Source organism: Allobosea sp. P4_E12 (assembly GCF_056401655.1).
Map to the genome: position 1 here is coordinate 16,023 of NZ_JBFUIY010000019.1, position 17,189 is coordinate 33,211.

The 17,189-nt window shown below is 65.6% G+C and carries 18 protein-coding genes; 11 read left to right on the forward strand and 7 right to left on the reverse strand.

Going from position 1 to position 17,189, the window contains the following annotated elements; all coding sequences use genetic code 11:
• Positions 1-13: 13 nt before the first annotated feature.
• The 3 genes from AC1DW9_RS22880 to AC1DW9_RS22890 all read right to left on the reverse strand — a co-directional run bounded on the left by AC1DW9_RS22880 (position 14) and on the right by AC1DW9_RS22890 (position 4,166).
• Positions 14-634: a trimeric intracellular cation channel family protein gene (locus AC1DW9_RS22880; protein ID WP_441490223.1), complete on the reverse strand. Its 621-nt coding sequence runs from the start codon at positions 632-634 to the stop codon at positions 14-16.
• 3 nt (positions 635-637) lie between these two features.
• Complete coding sequence (grpE, locus tag AC1DW9_RS22885; RefSeq protein WP_441490222.1) at positions 638-1,258, reverse strand: nucleotide exchange factor GrpE; 621 nt, start codon at positions 1,256-1,258, stop codon at positions 638-640.
• Between the two features lie 88 nt (positions 1,259-1,346).
• On the reverse strand, positions 1,347-4,166 hold the full coding sequence (locus AC1DW9_RS22890; protein ID WP_441507303.1) for a [protein-PII] uridylyltransferase: 2,820 nt from the start codon (positions 4,164-4,166) through the stop codon (positions 1,347-1,349).
• Between the two features lie 287 nt (positions 4,167-4,453).
• Between AC1DW9_RS22890 and AC1DW9_RS22895 the strand changes: the two genes are divergently transcribed.
• From AC1DW9_RS22895 to AC1DW9_RS22910, 4 genes are all read left to right on the forward strand, one after another.
• A complete protein-coding gene (locus AC1DW9_RS22895) occupies positions 4,454-5,428 on the forward strand; it encodes an aliphatic sulfonate ABC transporter substrate-binding protein (RefSeq protein WP_441507302.1) in 975 nt (324 codons plus the stop codon).
• A gap of 29 nt (positions 5,429-5,457) precedes the next feature.
• On the forward strand, positions 5,458-6,285 hold the full coding sequence (locus AC1DW9_RS22900; RefSeq protein ID WP_441490220.1) for an ABC transporter permease: 828 nt from the start codon (positions 5,458-5,460) through the stop codon (positions 6,283-6,285).
• 12 nt (positions 6,286-6,297) lie between these two features.
• Complete coding sequence (locus tag AC1DW9_RS22905) at positions 6,298-7,080, forward strand: ABC transporter ATP-binding protein (RefSeq protein ID WP_441507282.1); 783 nt, start codon at positions 6,298-6,300, stop codon at positions 7,078-7,080.
• A gap of 97 nt (positions 7,081-7,177) precedes the next feature.
• Positions 7,178-7,687, forward strand: coding sequence for an OsmC family protein (locus AC1DW9_RS22910; RefSeq protein WP_069877739.1), 510 nt, complete (start codon positions 7,178-7,180; stop codon positions 7,685-7,687).
• Here AC1DW9_RS22910 and AC1DW9_RS22915 read toward each other — a convergent pair whose 3' ends face one another.
• Positions 7,688-8,872, reverse strand: a complete 1,185-nt coding sequence (locus AC1DW9_RS22915; RefSeq protein ID WP_441507281.1) for a DNA recombination protein RmuC — start codon at positions 8,870-8,872, stop codon at positions 7,688-7,690. It abuts the gene before it with no gap.
• Between the two features lie 116 nt (positions 8,873-8,988).
• Here AC1DW9_RS22915 and AC1DW9_RS22920 point away from each other — a divergent pair, with 116 nt between their 5' ends.
• The 3 genes from AC1DW9_RS22920 to truA are packed head-to-tail and all read left to right on the forward strand — an operon-like array spanning position 8,989 to position 11,266.
• Positions 8,989-9,507, forward strand: coding sequence for a peptide deformylase (locus AC1DW9_RS22920; protein ID WP_441490217.1), 519 nt, complete (start codon positions 8,989-8,991; stop codon positions 9,505-9,507).
• Positions 9,508-9,542: 35 nt separating this feature from the next.
• Entirely contained in the window at positions 9,543-10,472 is a 930-nt protein-coding gene (gene fmt / locus AC1DW9_RS22925) for a methionyl-tRNA formyltransferase (protein WP_441490216.1), read from the forward strand.
• A gap of 56 nt (positions 10,473-10,528) precedes the next feature.
• The gene (truA, locus tag AC1DW9_RS22930) at positions 10,529-11,266 is read left to right on the forward strand and encodes a tRNA pseudouridine(38-40) synthase TruA (protein ID WP_441507279.1); all 738 of its coding nucleotides are present in this window, start codon (positions 10,529-10,531) and stop codon (positions 11,264-11,266) included.
• Between the two features lie 7 nt (positions 11,267-11,273).
• On the opposite strand, the gene AC1DW9_RS22935 is transcribed toward truA, so the two are convergent.
• From AC1DW9_RS22935 to AC1DW9_RS22945, 3 genes are all read right to left on the reverse strand, one after another.
• Entirely contained in the window at positions 11,274-11,861 is a 588-nt protein-coding gene (locus AC1DW9_RS22935) for a hypothetical protein (RefSeq protein ID WP_441507278.1), read from the reverse strand.
• Positions 11,862-11,930: 69 nt separating this feature from the next.
• The gene (dapE, locus tag AC1DW9_RS22940) at positions 11,931-13,133 is read right to left on the reverse strand and encodes a succinyl-diaminopimelate desuccinylase (protein WP_441490213.1); all 1,203 of its coding nucleotides are present in this window, start codon (positions 13,131-13,133) and stop codon (positions 11,931-11,933) included.
• On the reverse strand, positions 13,130-13,555 hold the full coding sequence (locus tag AC1DW9_RS22945; protein WP_441507277.1) for a DUF805 domain-containing protein: 426 nt from the start codon (positions 13,553-13,555) through the stop codon (positions 13,130-13,132). The genes dapE and AC1DW9_RS22945 overlap by 4 nt, the downstream gene beginning before the upstream one ends.
• Before the next feature lie 188 nt (positions 13,556-13,743).
• Here AC1DW9_RS22945 and AC1DW9_RS22950 point away from each other — a divergent pair, with 188 nt between their 5' ends.
• The 4 genes from AC1DW9_RS22950 to lptB all read left to right on the forward strand — a co-directional run bounded on the left by AC1DW9_RS22950 (position 13,744) and on the right by lptB (position 17,039).
• Entirely contained in the window at positions 13,744-14,358 is a 615-nt protein-coding gene (locus AC1DW9_RS22950) for a ribonuclease D (RefSeq protein WP_441507276.1), read from the forward strand.
• 208 nt (positions 14,359-14,566) lie between these two features.
• Complete coding sequence (lptC, locus tag AC1DW9_RS22955) at positions 14,567-15,283, forward strand: LPS export ABC transporter periplasmic protein LptC (protein ID WP_441490210.1); 717 nt, start codon at positions 14,567-14,569, stop codon at positions 15,281-15,283.
• Between the two features lies 1 nt (position 15,284).
• Entirely contained in the window at positions 15,285-16,082 is a 798-nt protein-coding gene (locus tag AC1DW9_RS22960) for an LptA/OstA family protein (RefSeq protein WP_476775449.1), read from the forward strand.
• Positions 16,083-16,226: 144 nt separating this feature from the next.
• Positions 16,227-17,039, forward strand: coding sequence for an LPS export ABC transporter ATP-binding protein (lptB, locus tag AC1DW9_RS22965; RefSeq protein ID WP_441490208.1), 813 nt, complete (start codon positions 16,227-16,229; stop codon positions 17,037-17,039).
• The last annotated feature ends 150 nt before the right edge of the window (positions 17,040-17,189 follow it).

The window sequence follows — 17,189 nt, forward strand, 5'->3', positions numbered from 1 at the left end:
GGGGTGAGGCTGATCAGGCAGAACCTGAGCCAGGCAGATTCGGAAACGACCAGCCGAGCAGGATCGAGCCGGCGCGCAAGCCAAATCCGGCTGCTATGCCCCCGAGCATTACCAGGAGCGGGCTGACGCCGAGACCGGACAGGAACGCCGTCATGGTTGCCCCAGTCGCCGCCGCCGTAACGTAGAAATCCCGGCTCCATAGCACCATTGGCCTGTCGCCGGCGAGGATGTCGCGCAGGATGCCGCCGAAGGAGGCGGTCACCGCTCCCAGCGCCACCGCCGAGAGGACCGGGACGCCGGCCATCAGCGCCTTCTGCGTGCCGACGACCGCGAAAAGCGCAAGCCCCGCGGCATCGGCCCAGACGAGCATGCGCTTGCCCATCCAGCCATCAAGCGTGCCGGGACGAAAATAGGCCGTTGCCCAGGCCGCAAGCGCGACGATCGTGCAGACGATCACGTCCGACGGCGCCTGCACCCAGCCGACGCCGCGGTCGAGCACGAGATCGCGCAAGGTGCCGCCGCCGACGCCAGTGACGGTCGCAAGCAGGATGAACCCGAACGGATCCATCCCCTTGCGGACCGCGACCAGCGCTCCCGTCAATGCGAAGACGGCAACGCCGGCAACCTCCAGCACGGTTCAGTGGCCTGTATTGGTGTCGCCGCCGGCCTCGGCCGAAGGCGCCTTCGGAGCGCCGGCGGAGACGCCCACCAAGGCCGGCCGCAACACGCGCTCGCCGATCTTGTAGCCGGTCTGCACGACCTTCGAGACAAGGCCCTTGGCGATGCCGGCGTCGGGCGCCTCGAACATTGCCTGGTGCAGATGTGGGTCGAACTTCTCGCCATGGGGGTCGATGCGGCGCACGCCATGGCGTTCCAGGGTCTTCAGCAGTTCGCGTTCGGTGAGCTCGACACCTTCGACCAACGCCTTCAGGGCCGCTTCGCCCTCGGTGCGAGCGGTCTCCGGCAGGCTCTCAAGCGCGCGGCGCAGATTGTCGGCCGAACCGAGCAGGTCTCGCGCAAAGCTCGTCACCGCATAGGCCTTGGCGTCGGCAATCTCTCGCTCGGTGCGCCGACGCAGGTTCTCCATGTCGGCCAGGGTGCGCAGCAGCTTGTCCTTGAGGTCGTTGCGCTCGGCTTCGACCTGCCCGAGCTGGGCTTCGAGCCCGGACTCGAGCGGGGCCGGCTCGTTTGCCTCTTGGGCGGCCATCTGGGCGGCCATGTCCGGCTTCGGTTCGTCGGTCGCAGGGTTCCGCGTCATCGCCTCATCCAATTCAAATCATGGGGCTGGTCGTCACTCGGGAGCGCGACAGCGTTCGAGGCCGATATCGGCCTTGTGGTCCGCGAAATCAAGCACGGGCGGGCACGCGCGTCTTTCCGCCCTGCGCCTTCTCGTGGTCAAAAGCGAAAACCTCCAGCAGTGCCTTGCGGATGCTGAGCTGCCGCGCCGTGCCGGTGATCTTGGCGTTGGTCAGGTCGGTCACGTAGAAAACGTCGACGGCCTTCTCGCCGAACGTGGCGATATGGGCCGAGGCAATATTGAGGTTGAGCTTTCCGATCGCGGTGGTGAGATCGTAGAGCAGGCCCGGGCGGTCGAGGCCGGAAACCTCCAGGACAGTGTGCCGGGTCGAGAGCACGTTGTCGATGATCACCTCCGGCGCGACCTGGAAAGTGGCGCCACGCGGCGGCGGCGCGCGGCGCTGCGCCACCAGATCGGCGATCTTGATCTCGCCCTTCAGCGCCCGTTCGATCGCGGCGGCGATGCGGCCGGCCCGGCGTAGCTCGTCGTCATCGCGCTCGAACGCGCGCGAGATGAAGATGGTATCGAGCACGAGGCCGTCGGTAGTCGTGAAGATCTGGGCGTCGACGATGTTGCCGCCGGCCGCGGCGCAGGCGCCGGTGACGATGGCGAGCAGGCGCGGATGGTCGGGCGCCAGAATGGTCAGCTCCGTGATGCCGCGGAACTGGTCTGTCTCGACCAGGGTTGCCGTGGTGCGCCCTTCAGCCTCGGCCCCGCGCAGGAAGCGCGCCTGCTTCTCCTGACGCGGCAGGTCGACCTTGATCCAGTAGGGCGGGTAATGGCGCGCGAGATAGGCCTCGCGTTCCTCCTCGTCCCAGTCGGCCAGCGCCGCCCTCAGCGCATCCTGTTTCTGTTCGACGCGCGCGCGGCGCTCGATGCCGGAATGACCGCCGGCCAGCACGATTTCGGTCTCATAGTAGAGCGTGCGCAGGAGTTGGCCCTTCCAGCCGTTCCAGACGCCGGGCCCGACCGCCTTGATATCGGCAACCGTCAGGATGAGGAGGAGCTTCAGCCTTTCGAGGGTCTGCACGGTGGCCGCGAAGCTCTCGATCGTCTTGGGGTCGCCGAGGTCGCGGCTCTGGGCGACGGTCGACATGTCGAGATGGTGCTGGACCAGCCAGGCGACCGTCTCGGTCTGCGCCTCGCTGAGCCCGAAGCGTGGGCAAAGCTTGCGCGCGATCCGGCTGCCGGCTTCCGAATGATCTTCCGGCTTGCCCTTGGCGATATCGTGCAGAAACAGCGCGACATAGAGCGCCCGGCGGTTGGTGATGGTCGGGAAGATCGAGTTCGAGAGCGGATGCTCCGCCTCGAGCGCACCGGCCTCGATTTCGGAGAGAACGCCGATCGACCGGATCAGATGCTCGTCGACGGTGTAGTGGTGATACATGTTGAACTGCATCATCGCGACGACGCGCCCGAATTCGGGCACGAAGCGGCCGAGCAGCCCCGACTCGTTCATGCGGCGCAGCACCGCCTCCGGCGCGCGCCGCGACGTCAGGATATCGAGAAAGATCCGGTTCGCTTCGCGGTCGTTGCGCAAATGCGGCGTGACCAGTTTGAGGGATTGCGTCACCAGGCGGCTTGCATCGGGATGAATGGCGACGTCGTTTCGGCTGGCGATCTCATAGAGCCTGAGCAGGTTGATCGGGTCGCGCTTGAAGGCGTCGCCGTCGACGACGTTGAGCCGCTGGCTCTTCAGCGTGAAGTCGGGATGGCCGAGCGCACGCACCTGCCGCCGCTTGGTGAAGGTGCCGAGCAGGCTAGACAGGCTCGCCCGCGGCTTCTGCTGGCGCGCCTCGAGGGCGGCGCAGACGATCGCGGTCAGGTCGCCGACATCCTTCGCCACCAGGAAATAGGCCTTCATGAAGCGCTCGACCGGGGCCTGGCCGCTGCGGCCGGCATAGCCGATCGCCGTCGCTACCTGCCGCTGCAGGTCGAAGGAAAGGCGCTCCTCTGCCCGGCCTGTGATGAAATGCATCCAGCAGCGCACCCGCCAGAGGAACTCCTCCGAGCGCTGGAACATCAGCAGTTCCTTGCGGTCGAACAGCCCGGCGGTGACCAGTTCATCGGCGTCATGGACGCGGTAGGCGTATTTGGCGATCCAGAACAATGTGTTGAGGTCGCGCAGGCCGCCCTTGCCGTCCTTGACGTTGGGCTCGACGAGATAGCGCGATGATCCCGCGCGGCGCACGCGTGCTTCGCGTTCGGCAAGCTTGGCTTCGGTGAAGGCGGGCGCCGAGCCTTCGACCACCTCGGCGTCGAAGCGGTGCACCATCTCGTCGAAGAGCGCCCGGTCGCCGGTGAGGAAGCGGGCCTCGAGCAAGGCGGTGCGGATCGTCATGTCGGCGCGCGCTTCGCGGATGCAGTCGTCGACCGAGCGCACGGAATGGCCGACCTTCAGCTTCAGGTCCCAGAGGGGATAGAGCATCGCTTCGACCACGCTCTCGCCCCAGGCCGTCTGCTTGTGCGGGAACAGGAAGAGCAGGTCGACATCCGATCCTGGCGCCAGTGTACCGCGGCCATAGCCGCCGACGGCGACGACCGCGATCCGCTCGGAGGAGGACGGGTTTACGGCGGGGTAGAAGTGCTCGCTCGCCGCCACATGCAGGCAGCCGACGATGCCGTCCATCATCGCCGACAGGCGCTGGGCACAGGCGAGGCCATTGCGCTCCTCGCTCAGGATTTCCTTGGCGGAGGCGTGACCTTCCTCGAGTGTATGGCGCAGGCAGGCGACCAGTTCCTGCCGCAGATCGGCGGCCGATGCCTTGCGCATCTTGCCCGCCAGCCGGGCAACGGCGGCGGCAGGGTTCGCCAGCACCTCCGCGAGGGCAAAGTAAGGGGTATCGGCGCTGATCGACACGGACGGCATGACCTTCGGATATCGCGCAGGACGGCTTCGAACCAAGCCGCTCGTAACATGGTGACGGGATTCCCAGAAACCAGAAATTACACGCAACAGAACGTGTATTATATCATTTAACAGTCTATCTGAGTTTGTTTGACAAACAGAACGATCGGACCTAGAAAGAGGACACGCGCCGATTTGAGCCACCAGCTTGCGGGCGCGAAACAAGTGCAGCTAAAGCGTGGGGTAGGATAGGCTCGACCTCTCCCGATCCCTTCGCGTCACCGAAATGGGGATCGACAATGAACGTCATCAAGGCAGTCAGCCGCCGTCTTGTACTCGCCGGGCTTGCCATGGCCGGTGCAGGTCTGGGCGCTCTCAGCGCCAATGCCCAGGCGCCGAAGGAAATCCGCATCGATTACGCCACCTACAACCCCGTCAGCCTGGTGCTGAAGGAGCGTGGCACGCTGGAGAAGGCACTCGCTTCCGAGGGCATCACGGTGCGCTGGGTGCAATCCGCCGGATCGAACAAGGCGCTCGAATTCCTCAATGCCGGCTCGATCGATTTCGGTTCGACGGCCGGCGCTGCCGCCTTGATCGGCAAGATCAATGGCAACCCGATCAAGTCGATCTATGTCTATTCGCGGCCTGAATGGACGGCGCTGGTTACCGGGGCCAAGAGCGAGATCACGAGGGTTGCCGATCTCAAGGGCAAGCGCGTCGCCGTCACCCGCGGCACCGATCCGCATATCTTCCTGGTACGGGCACTCGCTGAGGCCAAGCTGACCGAGAAGGACGTCAAGCTCGTGCTGCTTCAGCATGCCGATGGCCGCCTCGCGCTTGAGCGCGGCGATGTCGACGCCTGGGCCGGGCTCGACCCCCTGATGGCTGCAGCCGAGGTCGAGAGCGGTGCAAAGCTGTTCCACCGGAAGGCCGAGGACAACACCTGGGGCATCCTGAATGTCCGCGAGGCCTTCGCCAACGAGCATCCGGCGCTGGTCCGCAAGGTGCTGGCCGCCTACGAGGAGGCCCGTGCCTATGCGTTGGCCAACCCGGCCGAGCTGAAGAAGGTGCTCGTCGACTATACCAAGCTCTCCGACGCGGTCATCGAGCGCCAGCTTACCCGCACCGAACTGACCCATTCCGCGATCGGGCAGGCCCAGGCCGACACCATCCTTGCTGCTGGTCTCGCACTCAAGGAGGCGGGCGTCCTGCCGGCGACGACCGACGTCAAGGCGGTGGTCGACAGCCTGCTCGACCGTCGCTTCGCTGCCGCCAATAACTGAGCCCGGACGAGCAGACACAAGCCGGAACGATGAGCACGCTGGGACTCGATACGGTTGCCGAGGGTAGGGGGCGTCCGGATGTCTTCCGGAAACCCCGCGGCCTCGGTTTGGCCGGCCTGCTGCTGCCGCTTCTTCTGGCTGCTCTCTGGGAGTTCCTGGTCGGTGCCGGCTTGGCCAATGGTCGTCTGATGCCGCCGCCGAGCGTGGTCGGCAAGACGCTCTGGCAACTCGCCGTCTCGGGCGAACTCCTGACCCATGCGTCGGCCACGCTCTGGCGTGTTGCCGCCGGCTTCGGGCTGGGAGCGGCTGTCGGCACGCTGCTCGGCGCGCTGACGGGGGCCCTGCCTCTGGCGCGCAGCGTGCTCGATCCGACCTTGCAGGCTCTGCGAGCGATTCCCTCGATTGCCTGGGTGCCGCTCTTCATCCTCTGGTTCGGCATCTTCGAAGCGTCGAAAATCGCGCTGATTGCCGTTGGCGTGTTCTTCCCCGTCTATCTCGGCGTGGCGGCGGCGATCCTCTCGATCGATCGCAAGATCATCGAGGTTGGGCGCGTCTTCCGGCTCGGCCGCTTCGCCATGGTGCGGCGGGTGCTGCTGCCGGCGATCCTGCCCGCCTGGTTCACCGCGCTGCGCTCGGGCCTCGGCCTTGGTTTCATGTTCGTGGTTGCGGCCGAGATCATGGGAGCGAGCGAGGGCCTTGGTTATCTGCTTGTGGACGGCCAGCAGCTTGGCCGTCCCGACACCATCATCGCGGCCATCATCGCCTTCGCCGTGCTCGGCAAACTGGCGGATGGCCTGCTTCTCGCCATCACGCGGCCTTTCCTCGCCTGGCAGGATCTGGGTCGCGACAAGCTCTGAAAGGCATCCTCGATGCTGAGCTTCGACAGCCTCTCCAAAACCTATGCCGACGGCACACAGGCACTGTCTGCTGTCACCACCACCGTGGCCGCCGGCGAGATCCTCGCGCTTGTCGGCGGCTCCGGTTGCGGCAAGACCACCTTACTGCGGCTCGTCGCCGGGCTGGACCAACCAAGCGCCGGCCGCGTCAGCCTCGACGGCGAGGCGATCCTGGCGCCACGCGCCGATGTCGGCGTGATCTTTCAGGAGCCGCGCCTCTTCCCCTGGCTCAGTGTCTCCGAGAATGTCTCCTTCGGCCTGTCGCATCTGACGCCCTTCGCACGCGAGGGACTGGTCGCGAATGCGCTCGTGCGTGTCGGGCTCGCCGGCTACGAGAAGCGCTGGCCGCGCGAACTGTCCGGCGGGCAGCAGCAGCGCGTCGCCATCGCGCGCGCCCTGGTGACACGGCCAAAGCTGCTTTTGATGGACGAGCCCTTCTCGGCGCTCGACGCCACGACGCGGGCAAGCCTGCACGGCCATCTGCTGGCGCTCTGGGAGGAGAGCCGGCCGACCGTCGTCATGGTCACCCATGATGTCGAGGAGGCGGTGACATTGGCAGATCGCATCATCGTCATGCAGCCGAACCCCGGCCGCATCTTCGATGAATTCGACAATCCTCTCGCCCGTCCGCGCGACAGGCTCTCTCCAGCCTTCGAGGCGAGCAAGCGCGAGGTCCTGCGCACTCTCGATCGCTCCCTCGCGAACGGAGAGCCGCATCAGCACAAGGCCGCCGAGACCGCAGGCATGTGGTGGTGAGGCGCGAGACGCCCATGCCGGGTTGGGGCTGGCCCCGCGTCGGCGACAGGCTTATCACGGCGGCACATCGCCGCTCGTCTGAAGAAGGTTGAGAACCATGGACGTCACCGCGCTTCGCGCCCTCCAGGCTCCGCTCAAGGACAAATACCGCGAGGCGCCCGACGCCGCGGTGATCACGCTGAAGGCCCGTGGCGAACTCGACGACCAGCATATCGCCTGCAAGGTCGAGACCGGCCGCGCGATCGCCCTGGCCGGGCTGCACCCGGCGACCGGCGGAACCGGTGCCGAGCTCTGCTCCGGCGACATGCTGCTTGAGGCGCTGGTCGCCTGCGCCGGCGTCACGCTGAAGGCGGTCGCGACCGCCCTTGAAATCGAACTGAAGAAGGGAACTGTCAGGGCCGAGGGCGATCTCGATTTCCGCGGCACGCTCGGCGTCGTCAAGGATGCGCCCGTCGGCTTCAAGGCGATCCGCCTGTCCTTCGATGTCGAGAGCGACGCCCCACAGGACAAGCTCGACACTCTGCTCAAGCTGACCGAGCGCTACTGCGTCGTCTTCCAGACGCTGAACGTCAAGCCGGAGCTTTCGGCCGTGCTCAACCGCGGCTGATCACTCGGCGGCCTTCAGCTCGAGCCCCTTGGCGAAGGGTAGCGACGGCTCGCTCTTCGCCGGCTCATCGAATTCGAGCGCGCCGATCTTGTCGCCGCGGCTGGTGATCTTGCCGGCCGAGGTGCGGATGCCGGCGACATCCTCCTGCGCCTGGCGAAAATGCTGGTCGAGCTTCTCGGCCCGCTCGCCGAGCCGGCGGACATCGGTCAGGAGCCTGCCAACCTCGGTCTGGATGACGCGAGCCTCCTCGCGCATGCGGGCATCGCGAATGAGCGACTGCATCAGCTGGATCGCCAGGGCGAGCAGGGACGGCGACACGACCATGACGCGGGAGCGATGGGCCTTCTGGATCACGTCGTCGAAATGCTCGTGCAGGTCGGCATAGATCGATTCGGACGGCACGAAGAGCAGGGCCATGTCCTGCGTTTCGCCGGGCACGAAATAGCGCTCGGCGATATCCTTGACGTGCTGGCCGACATCGCCGCGCACGCGCACGCCCGCTGCCTTCTTTGCCTCCTCGCCACGCGCTTCGCGCAGCATGGTGAAGCTCTCCAGCGGGAATTTGGCGTCGATGACGAGGCCGCGCCCGTCTCCTGGCAGGGTGACGAGGCAGTCCGGCCGGTTGCGGTTCGAGAGCGTCGGCTGGAACGAGAAGAAGGCGGCGGGCAGCCCGTCGCGGATGATCGCCTCCATCCGGCCCTGGCCATAGGCGCCACGTGCCTGCTTGTTGGAGAGCACGTCCTTGAGGGTCACCACTTCGCTGGTCAGGTCGGTCAGGTTCTTCTGGGCAGCGTCGATGACCGCAAGCCGTTCCTGCAGCTTGCCGAGGCTCTCCGTGGTCTGCTTGACGTTCTGCTCGAGCCCGGAGCCGACCTGCTGGCGCAGGCCGTCCATCCGCTCGGCGACGAGGCGGGCAAGGTCGGCCTGCCGCGTCGAGAGAATCTCGGCCATCGTCTGCATCCGGCCCGTCATCTCGGCTTGCATGCGGTTCATCTCGGCGACCTTGTCGTCCATCTCGCGGGCGCGTTCGGCAGCGATGACGGCCTCGATCGCTCGCCCGCGCGAACTGCGCCAGAGCGACAACGCGACGAGCACAAGCAGAAACAGGCTGCTACCGGCGAAGGCAAGGGCGGCCTCGCTCCAGGTGACCGGCCGCTCGAGCAGCGTGAAGGCAATTCCGTTCATGACGGCAGATTAGCCGATTCGCGTGCGCATGCCGAACGAAAGCGGAACGGTTTGACCACCCGCCAACAAGTGCTTATGTCCGCGGCGTCAGCAAGAAAAACCGGTTCGAGCGCCCTATGGCTATTCGCCCTCTCGTCATCCTGCCCGATTCAGTCCTGCGCCAGGTCTCGAAACCTGTCGAGGCCGTCACGCCCGAGATCAAGGCGCTCGCCGCCGACATGCTCGAGACCATGTATGACGCACCCGGCATCGGCCTGGCAGCGATCCAGATCGGCGTGCCGCTGCGCCTGCTGACGATCGACCTCGCCAAGCCGGAGGAGGAGAAGGCGCCGATGACCTTCATCAATCCGGAAATCACCTGGTCTTCCAAGGAGCTGAACATCCATGAGGAAGGCTGCCTTTCGATCCCCGAATATTACGAGGAGGTCGAGCGTCCGGCGCGGGTGAAGGTTCGCTATCTCGATCTCGACGGCAAGGTGCAGGACATCGAGGCGGACGGCCTGCTCGCCACCTGCCTTCAGCACGAGATCGACCATCTCAATGGCGTGCTCTTCATCGATCACCTGTCGCGGCTGAAGCGCGAGCGTGTCACCAAGCGTTTCGCCAAGGCGGCGCGTCGCGACAGCGCGGCCTGAATGATCCGTATCGATCAGAAAGCGGCGCTGTTCGCATGAGTTTGCGCGTCATCTTCATGGGCACACCGGATTTCGCCGTGCCGACCCTGACCGAGATCATCGGCCAGGGCCACGAGGTTGTGAGTTGCTACACCCGCGCCCCGGCGCAGGCCGGTCGTGGTCTCGATCTGAAGCCGTCCCCGGTGCATCGCGCCGCCGAGCGCTTCGGCATTCCGGTGTTCACGCCGAAGACGTTGAAGACCGACGAAGCTGCCGAGGTGATCGCCTCGCATCAGGCCGACGTCGCGGTCGTCGTCGCCTATGGCATGATCCTGCCGCAGGCGATCCTTGATCTGCCGGAACTGGGCTGCCTCAACCTGCACGCGTCGCTTCTCCCGCGCTGGCGCGGCGCTGCCCCGATCCAGCGGGCCATCATGGCGGGCGATGCCGAGAGTGGCATCTGCGTCATGAAGATGGAGGCGGGGCTGGATACCGGCCCGGTCGGCATGGTCGAGAAGCTTGCGATCGGCCCCGATATGACGGCCGGCGAACTGCATGATCGGCTGGCTTCGCTTGGCGCCGACCTGATGGTGCGCGCCCTGGCTGCGCTCGGGCGTGGCGGGCTGCAGTTCACTCCACAACCCGTCGAGGGGGTGACCTACGCTGCCAAGATCGCCAATGCCGAGGCGAAGCTGGACTGGGCGCGTCCAGCGCAGCAGGTCCATGACCTCGTGCGCGGGCTCTCGCCCTTTCCAGGCGCCTTTGCCGAGGTCGATCTCGGAAAGGGGCCGGAGAGGCTCAAGATCCTGCGTACGGCGCTGGCTGGCGGCGCTGCCGAGCCGGGCACGCTGCTGGACGGTGAGGGCACGATCGCCTGCGCCGAGGGCGCAGTGAGGTTGCTTCAGGTTCAGCGCGCCGGCCGTGCGCCCATGAGCGGGAGCGAATTCCTGCGCGGCGCGCGGCTCGATCCCGGCCATCGGATCTAGGGCGCCCGCATGATGTCGCCCAAAGTTCGGTTCCCAGTTTTCGGCATCATATTCTGATGCCCCGCTACAAGCTCGTCATCGAGTATGATGGAACGCCGTTCTCCGGCTGGCAGCGTCAGCTCAACGGTCCGTCGGTTCAACAGAGCATCGAGGAAGCGGTCGAGGCCTTTTGTGGTCATGCCGTCCGCCTGCACTGCGCCGGGCGCACCGATGCCGGCGTCCATGCGACGCATCAGGTCGCCCATGTCGTTCTGGACAAGGAGTGGCGCACCGATGTCGTGCGTGACGCGAGCAATGCCCGCCTGAAGCATCTGCCGGTCGCGGTTCTGAGCGCCGAGGCTGTGTCCGACGAATTCGATGCGCGCATCTCGGCTAGGCGCCGCTATTACATCTACCGCATGCTCGACCGACGCGCACCGCCGGCGCTCGATCGGGACCGACTCTGGCATGTCCCCTTCAGACTTGATCATGAAGCCATGGACCGCGCTGCCAAGGCGCTCGTCGGTCACCACGATTTCACGACATTTCGGGCCGCCGAATGTCAGGCGAACGGGCCTGTTCGGACGCTCGACCGGCTCGATGTGACGCGGGAGGGTTCGGAGATCGTGATTTACGCCCATGCCCGCTCCTTCCTGCATCATCAGGTCCGCTCGATGGTCGGCTGTCTGAAGATGGTGGGAGCGGGGCGCTGGCCTGAAAACAAGGTCGGCAAGGTGCTGGCCGCGCGCGACCGCTCGCAATGCGCGGCGCTTGCTCCATCCTGCGGGCTCTATCTCGCCGGCGTCGATTACTGAGCCGGGCTCAGATGCCCGCCAGGCCGAAGACGCGGATGATCGAATAGTCGGCCATCACGCTCGCCAGCAGGATTGCGGGCGCGACATGGCCTTGCGCGCCGAAGGCGGCACGCGCCACGCAATAGCGAAGGCGCAGCACGATGACCGCGAAGGCGATCGCCTGCATCGTCGCGATGGCGGGGTTCGACCAGCCGATTGCAAAGACAGTGGCGGGTACCGCCATCAGGCTGGCCGAGACGATGCCGGCCCAGTTCCAGGCGATGACGAAACTGGTCAGCCGCGGCGAATGGGCGAGGTTCGGGGCGAGGCCTATCAGCAGCGCCGGTACTGCGATGATCGCCAGGCACTGGGCGCCCAGCACGCGGGCAATGAGGGCGGGGGAATCGAACATGTTCCCGGCGTTGGACAGCCCGGCAATCTGCCGTTCGGCCGCCAGGATCGCGACCAGCGCTGGCACGGTGAGCACGAGCGCGGCAAAGGAGCGCCAGAACCCGTCGCGGCTGAGATCGAGTTCCTTCAGCGCCTCGGCGCCGTCGGTCATCAGGCGCCATGAACCGCGTAGCGAGCGCAGCACGTCATCGGCAGCAAGAGCCATGGCCGGGTACTCCGGATACGTGGCATTAGACTTTCGTCTAATGCAGTAAACGGCGTATCCGGTTTGGGGTCAAGCGCCTTGTTGCGTTGCAGCAAAGTAGCTTTCGAGCAGGCGGTGCGTGATCCGTTCCAGGCAGAGCAGGTCGGAGACCGCGACCCGTTCGTCGATCTGATGCATGGTCTGGCCGACCACGCCGAACTCGACGACCGGGCAATAGCTCTTGATGAAGCGGGCATCGGAGGTGCCGCCCGTCGTCGAGAGTGCCGGGCGCGTGCCGGTCTCGGCTTCGACCGCATCGGCGACCAGCGCGACGAACGGCCCCGGCTCGGTCAGGAAAGCGACCGCATTCGTCGGCTGAACTTCGAGCTCGTAGCGCACCTGGTTGCCGGCAGCGTCCCGCAGCCGCCGGTCGAGCTCGGCGGCGAGGCTCTCTGGCGTCCAGATATCGTTGAATCGGATGTTGAAGACAGCCTTTGCCTGGGCTGGAACGACATTCGTCGCGGGATTGCCGACATCCAGAGTGGTCACCTCGAGATTGCTCGGATCGAAATAGGCCGTTCCGGTATCGAGTGGCGTCGCATCGAGCGCTGCCAGCAGGCGCACCATGCCGCGGATCGGATTGTCTGCGAGGTGCGGATAGCCGACATGGCCCTGCTTGCCGTGAACGACCAGCCGGCCGGTCAGCGAGCCGCGGCGGCCGATCTTGATCATGTCGCTCATCGTCGCCGGGTTGGTCGGCTCGCCGAGCAGGCAATGGTCGAAGCGTTCGCCGCGTGCCTTCGCCCAATCCAGCAGCTTGACGGTGCCGTTGACGGCAACCGATTCCTCGTCCCCCGTGACGAGAAAGGCGATCGAGCCCGGCGCATCCGGATAATCGCGGCGGAAGCGCAGCGCAGCCGAGATCATCGAGGCGAGCCCGCCCTTCATGTCGCAGGCACCGCGTCCATGCAGGACACCGTCTTCGACCTGGCCGGAGAACGGGTCGCGCGACCATTGCGCGAGGTCGCCCGGGGGAACGACATCGGTATGGCCGGCTATGACCAGAACGGGCCCCTCGGTGCCGATCCGGGCATAGAGGTTTTCGACATCCGGCGTGTCGGGCTCGCTGAATACCGGCCGATCGACCGAGTACCCAGCCGCGCTCAGAACGGTGTCGAGCAGAGCAAGTGCTCCCCCCTCAACTGGTGTCACGGAGGGGCATCGCACGAGCGCCTGCGTCAGGGCGACGGGATCGAGCGGGTCGAAGGGAAGTGGAGGAGGGAGCGGCTTCATTCCGCCGGTTTAGCACCCGCTTCTGTCTCTGCAACGGACTCGGGCGCAATGCAGCCCGGCAGCAAACCGAGATCGATCAGCGCAACGAGCCAGAGCAGCAGGGAGAAGGTGCCGAGTGTTTTGGCCGCTGCTGCTTCGAGATGGCCGGGGCCAAGTCCGGACAGTACGATCGCGATGACCAGCGTCGGCCCGTAATACCACGGCCGTCCGCGGTCCCGGCCGCGTTTGGCGGCAAGCGCCGACCAGGGAAACAGGGCGAAAGCCCCGGCAAAGGCCGTGATCTGGGGGCCATGCTCCGCGCCAAGGCGAGCGCTGCCGATGTCGGCGAGGACGAGCGCGAGAGCAACCAGGGCCGTGCCCGACCAGAAGGCGGGGCGTCCGATGCGGCCCTCGAAGCCGGTCAGGAGGGTGAGAAGCGGCAAGGCGATGATTCCGTTTCGGAGACTGTCTCACGCCGGCCCTCAGCCCTGAAGCTCAGGGTGAAGAATGCGTTAACGCGATGGCCCCGCGGCGATCCCGGCGCGCAGAAAAGGCTTGAACGTGGGCTCGGCGCCCGCTAGCTGCGGCAGGGGCCTTGTCCCGCGTGTTTTGGCCCAGTGAGGTTCTTGTCATGACCATCCGTCTGCATCGCGGTGATCTGCCGGATGATTTCCTGCCGGGCTCCGTCGTTGCGATCGACACCGAGACGCTTGGTCTCAACCCGCATCGCGACCGGCTCTGCGTGGTCCAGCTCTCGCGCGGCGATGGCTCTGCCGATGTGGTCCAGATCCTTCGGGACGGTCCTGCGCCTGCGAACCTGATCCGACTGCTGTCGGACCCTTCCGTGCTGAAGCTGTTCCATTTCGCGCGGTTCGACGTTGCCGTTCTGAAGAACGCCTTCGGCGTCACCACCGGCCCGGTCTACTGCACCAAGATCGCCTCGAAGCTGGTGCGGACTTATACCGACCGGCACGGCCTGAAGGACCTTGTCAGGGAACTGCTCGGCATCGACTTGTCGAAGCAGCAGCAATCCTCGGATTGGGGCGCCGATACGCTGTCGGAGGCACAATTGGCCTATGCGGCTTCGGACGTGCTGCATCTCCACGCCCTGCGCGAGAAGCTCGAGGCCATGCTGGTGCGCGAGGGGCGCTCGCATCTCGCCGAAGCCTGTTTCAATTTCCTTCCGTTCCGCGCGGAGCTCGATCTTGCCGGCTGGGCCGAGAACGACATCTTCGCTCACGCTTGACAAATTCTAAGTCTTCTTGCGTCAGTCTCCACGCGAACGAAGCGCGTAGGGGCCCGCAGGTCGTTCGCCGGCTGACACGAAAAAGCCGTTAGCGACTGCCATTGCGCGGGGCATGACTGTGGCGATGACAACGGGCGACTGGACCGCCCCCGAATCGAAACGTGCGAGTCGACGTCGCGCTGCGTTCAAGGCAGCGCAGCGGCACACCATGCTCGTCCGCTTCCTCCGCCGCGCGATTCCCGTCGGTGCGGTCGTGGCCGTGCTCGGCCTGATCGTGACGCCGTTCCTGCATCCATTGTCTGGCGTCTCCGGCGTGTCGATCGGTTCCGTCGGCATTTCGGGCGGCAAGGTCAAGATGGAGTCGCCGCGCCTCTCGGGCTATCGCAAGGACAACCGGCCCTACGAGGTGACGGCGCTCGAAGCGCTGCAGGACATTCGCAATCCGACCGAAATCGAGCTGTCGACAATGACAGCCAGGATTCAGATGCAGCAGGAGGGCTGGGTCACGGTCAACGCCCGCACCGGCCTGTTCAACTCCCAGAAGGAGAAGCTGAAACTGGTCGATGACGTGAAGGTCCGTACCGAGTCCGGCTATGATATGCGGATGCGCAGCGCCGATATCGATTTCAAGGCGGGGACCGTCGTATCGCGGGAGCCGGTCAAGGTTCTGCTCGGTTCGACCACCGTCGAGGGCGATACCCTGGACGTGAAGGACAATGGCGCGCTGATCGTCTTCGACGGCCGTGTCCGAGTCGTGATAGAGAATGCACCGGCTCGCGCCTTGGCCGGACCTGAACGCGAAGGCAGCACGCCGGCTCCGGAACTGCTAGGACCGGTCAAGGCGCCTGCCGCGCCGAACCGGGAACCGGCAGCGGTCGACGGTAGTTCTCCGGGCAATGCCCCTGCAACTGGGACGAGACAGTGATATGCGGTCCGCATTCGAAGCTGCATCAGTGAATCCTGCGATGTCGAAGGGCTGGCAGCCGGTATGGCTACTTGCGGCAGCGCTGAGTCTTTCATGCGTTGCCGAGGCGGTCGCCCAGACCCCGCAGCCACGCTCCGATGCCTCCAAGGTTGCGCAGGCGACACCGCCTGCGGCTGGAAAGGCCAAGCCCGCCCGCGGCGGCGGGGGGGCGAATTCGCCTCTTGGCGGCCTTGGTGGCGACAGCAAGGAGCCGATCAAGATCGATGCTGACAAGCTCGATGTGCTCGACAAGGAAAATCGCGCGGTCTTCACCGGCAATGTCGTGGCGGTGCAGGGCGAGACCACGGTGCGGTGCTCGGTCATGACCGTGTTCTACGAGGGGCGCGGCGCTGGGACCGTACCAGGAGCATCGCGTCCTGCAACGCCGGCGCCAGCCGCAGCGGGGGGCGCGCCGCAATCCAATGATAGCAGCATCAAGCGCATCGAATGCGATGGTCCGGTGACCGTGGTCTCGAAGACGCAGGCTGCGACCTCAGACAAGGCGGTGTTCGACCGCGCCAACAACAAGGTCATCATGACCGGGAATGTCGCCCTGAATGACGGGCCGAACATCACCCGTGGCGAGCGACTGGTCTATGACACGGAGACCGGCGTCGCCAATATCGAGAACAACAAGGGGCGCGTGCAGGGCTTCTTCGTTCCGAATTCCGGCGAGGCCGGCAAGGACGCGGGCAAGAACACTCCGCCCAAGCCCGGTGCCGCGGCCCCCGCTCGCCCGGCGAGCCCGCCGACCAACTAGCCGCTCCGGTCCGGCGCATGCCGGGCCGACTGCCTTTCACATCAGCGAGCCCTGCTCTCAGTGACAGTCCATTCCATGCCGCAATCCGACAGTTCGACCCTGCCCGCTCAGGCTACGGCACCCCGGAGCGAGCAAAGCCCCGGCATGTTCGGGCGCTTGCGCGGACTGTTCGGCGCAAAGGCGCGGGACAGCGAGGCCGAGCCGGCAACATCATCTGCCGCATCGATCGGTGGACCGGGTATTCTCGCTGTCAGCGGCCTGCGCAAGAGCTATGGCGGCCGCACGGTGGTGAGCGAGGCGAGCCTCTACGTCCGGCAGGGCGAAGCGGTGGGCCTGCTCGGTCCAAACGGCGCCGGCAAGACCACGATCTTCTACATGGTCACTGGTCTGGTGCCCGCCGATCTCGGGGTCATTTCGCTGGAAGGCAACGATATCACCGGCTTGCCGATGTATCAGCGCGCGAGGCTTGGAATTGGCTACCTGCCGCAGGAGGCCTCGATCTTTCGTGGCCTCACTGTCGAGGACAACATCCGGGCCGTCCTTGAAGTCGTGGAGCCGAACCGCAAGAGCCGTGAGCGTCAGCTCGATACGCTTCTGGAAGAGTTCACGATCTCTCGCCTGCGCAAGGCTCCTTCCATCGCGTTGTCGGGCGGCGAGCGCCGCCGTTGCGAGATCGCCCGCGCCCTGGCCGGGCGGCCGTCCTTCATTCTTCTCGACGAGCCCTTCGCCGGCATCGATCCGATCGCCGTTGGCGACATTCAAGCGCTGGTGCGCCAGCTGACCGATCGTGGCATCGGCGTACTGATCACCGACCACAATGTCCGTGAGACGCTCGGCCTCGTCGATCGCGCCTATATCATCCATTCCGGCCGCGTGCTCACCGAGGGCTCTCCGGCCGAGATCATCGCCAATCCGGACGTCCGCCGTGTCTATCTCGGCGAGGATTTCAAGCTCTGATCCAGCCGGCCGTGATGCCGCTGCCATAATCTCGGCAGAATGCTGCACTGCATTAATTTCTCTGCACAAAGCGCGTGCAGAGGCTTTGACGCGCCCGCGTTGCGCGGCTAGGCTTTGTTCCGAAGGCAAGAAACATGCCGAGGCGGATGA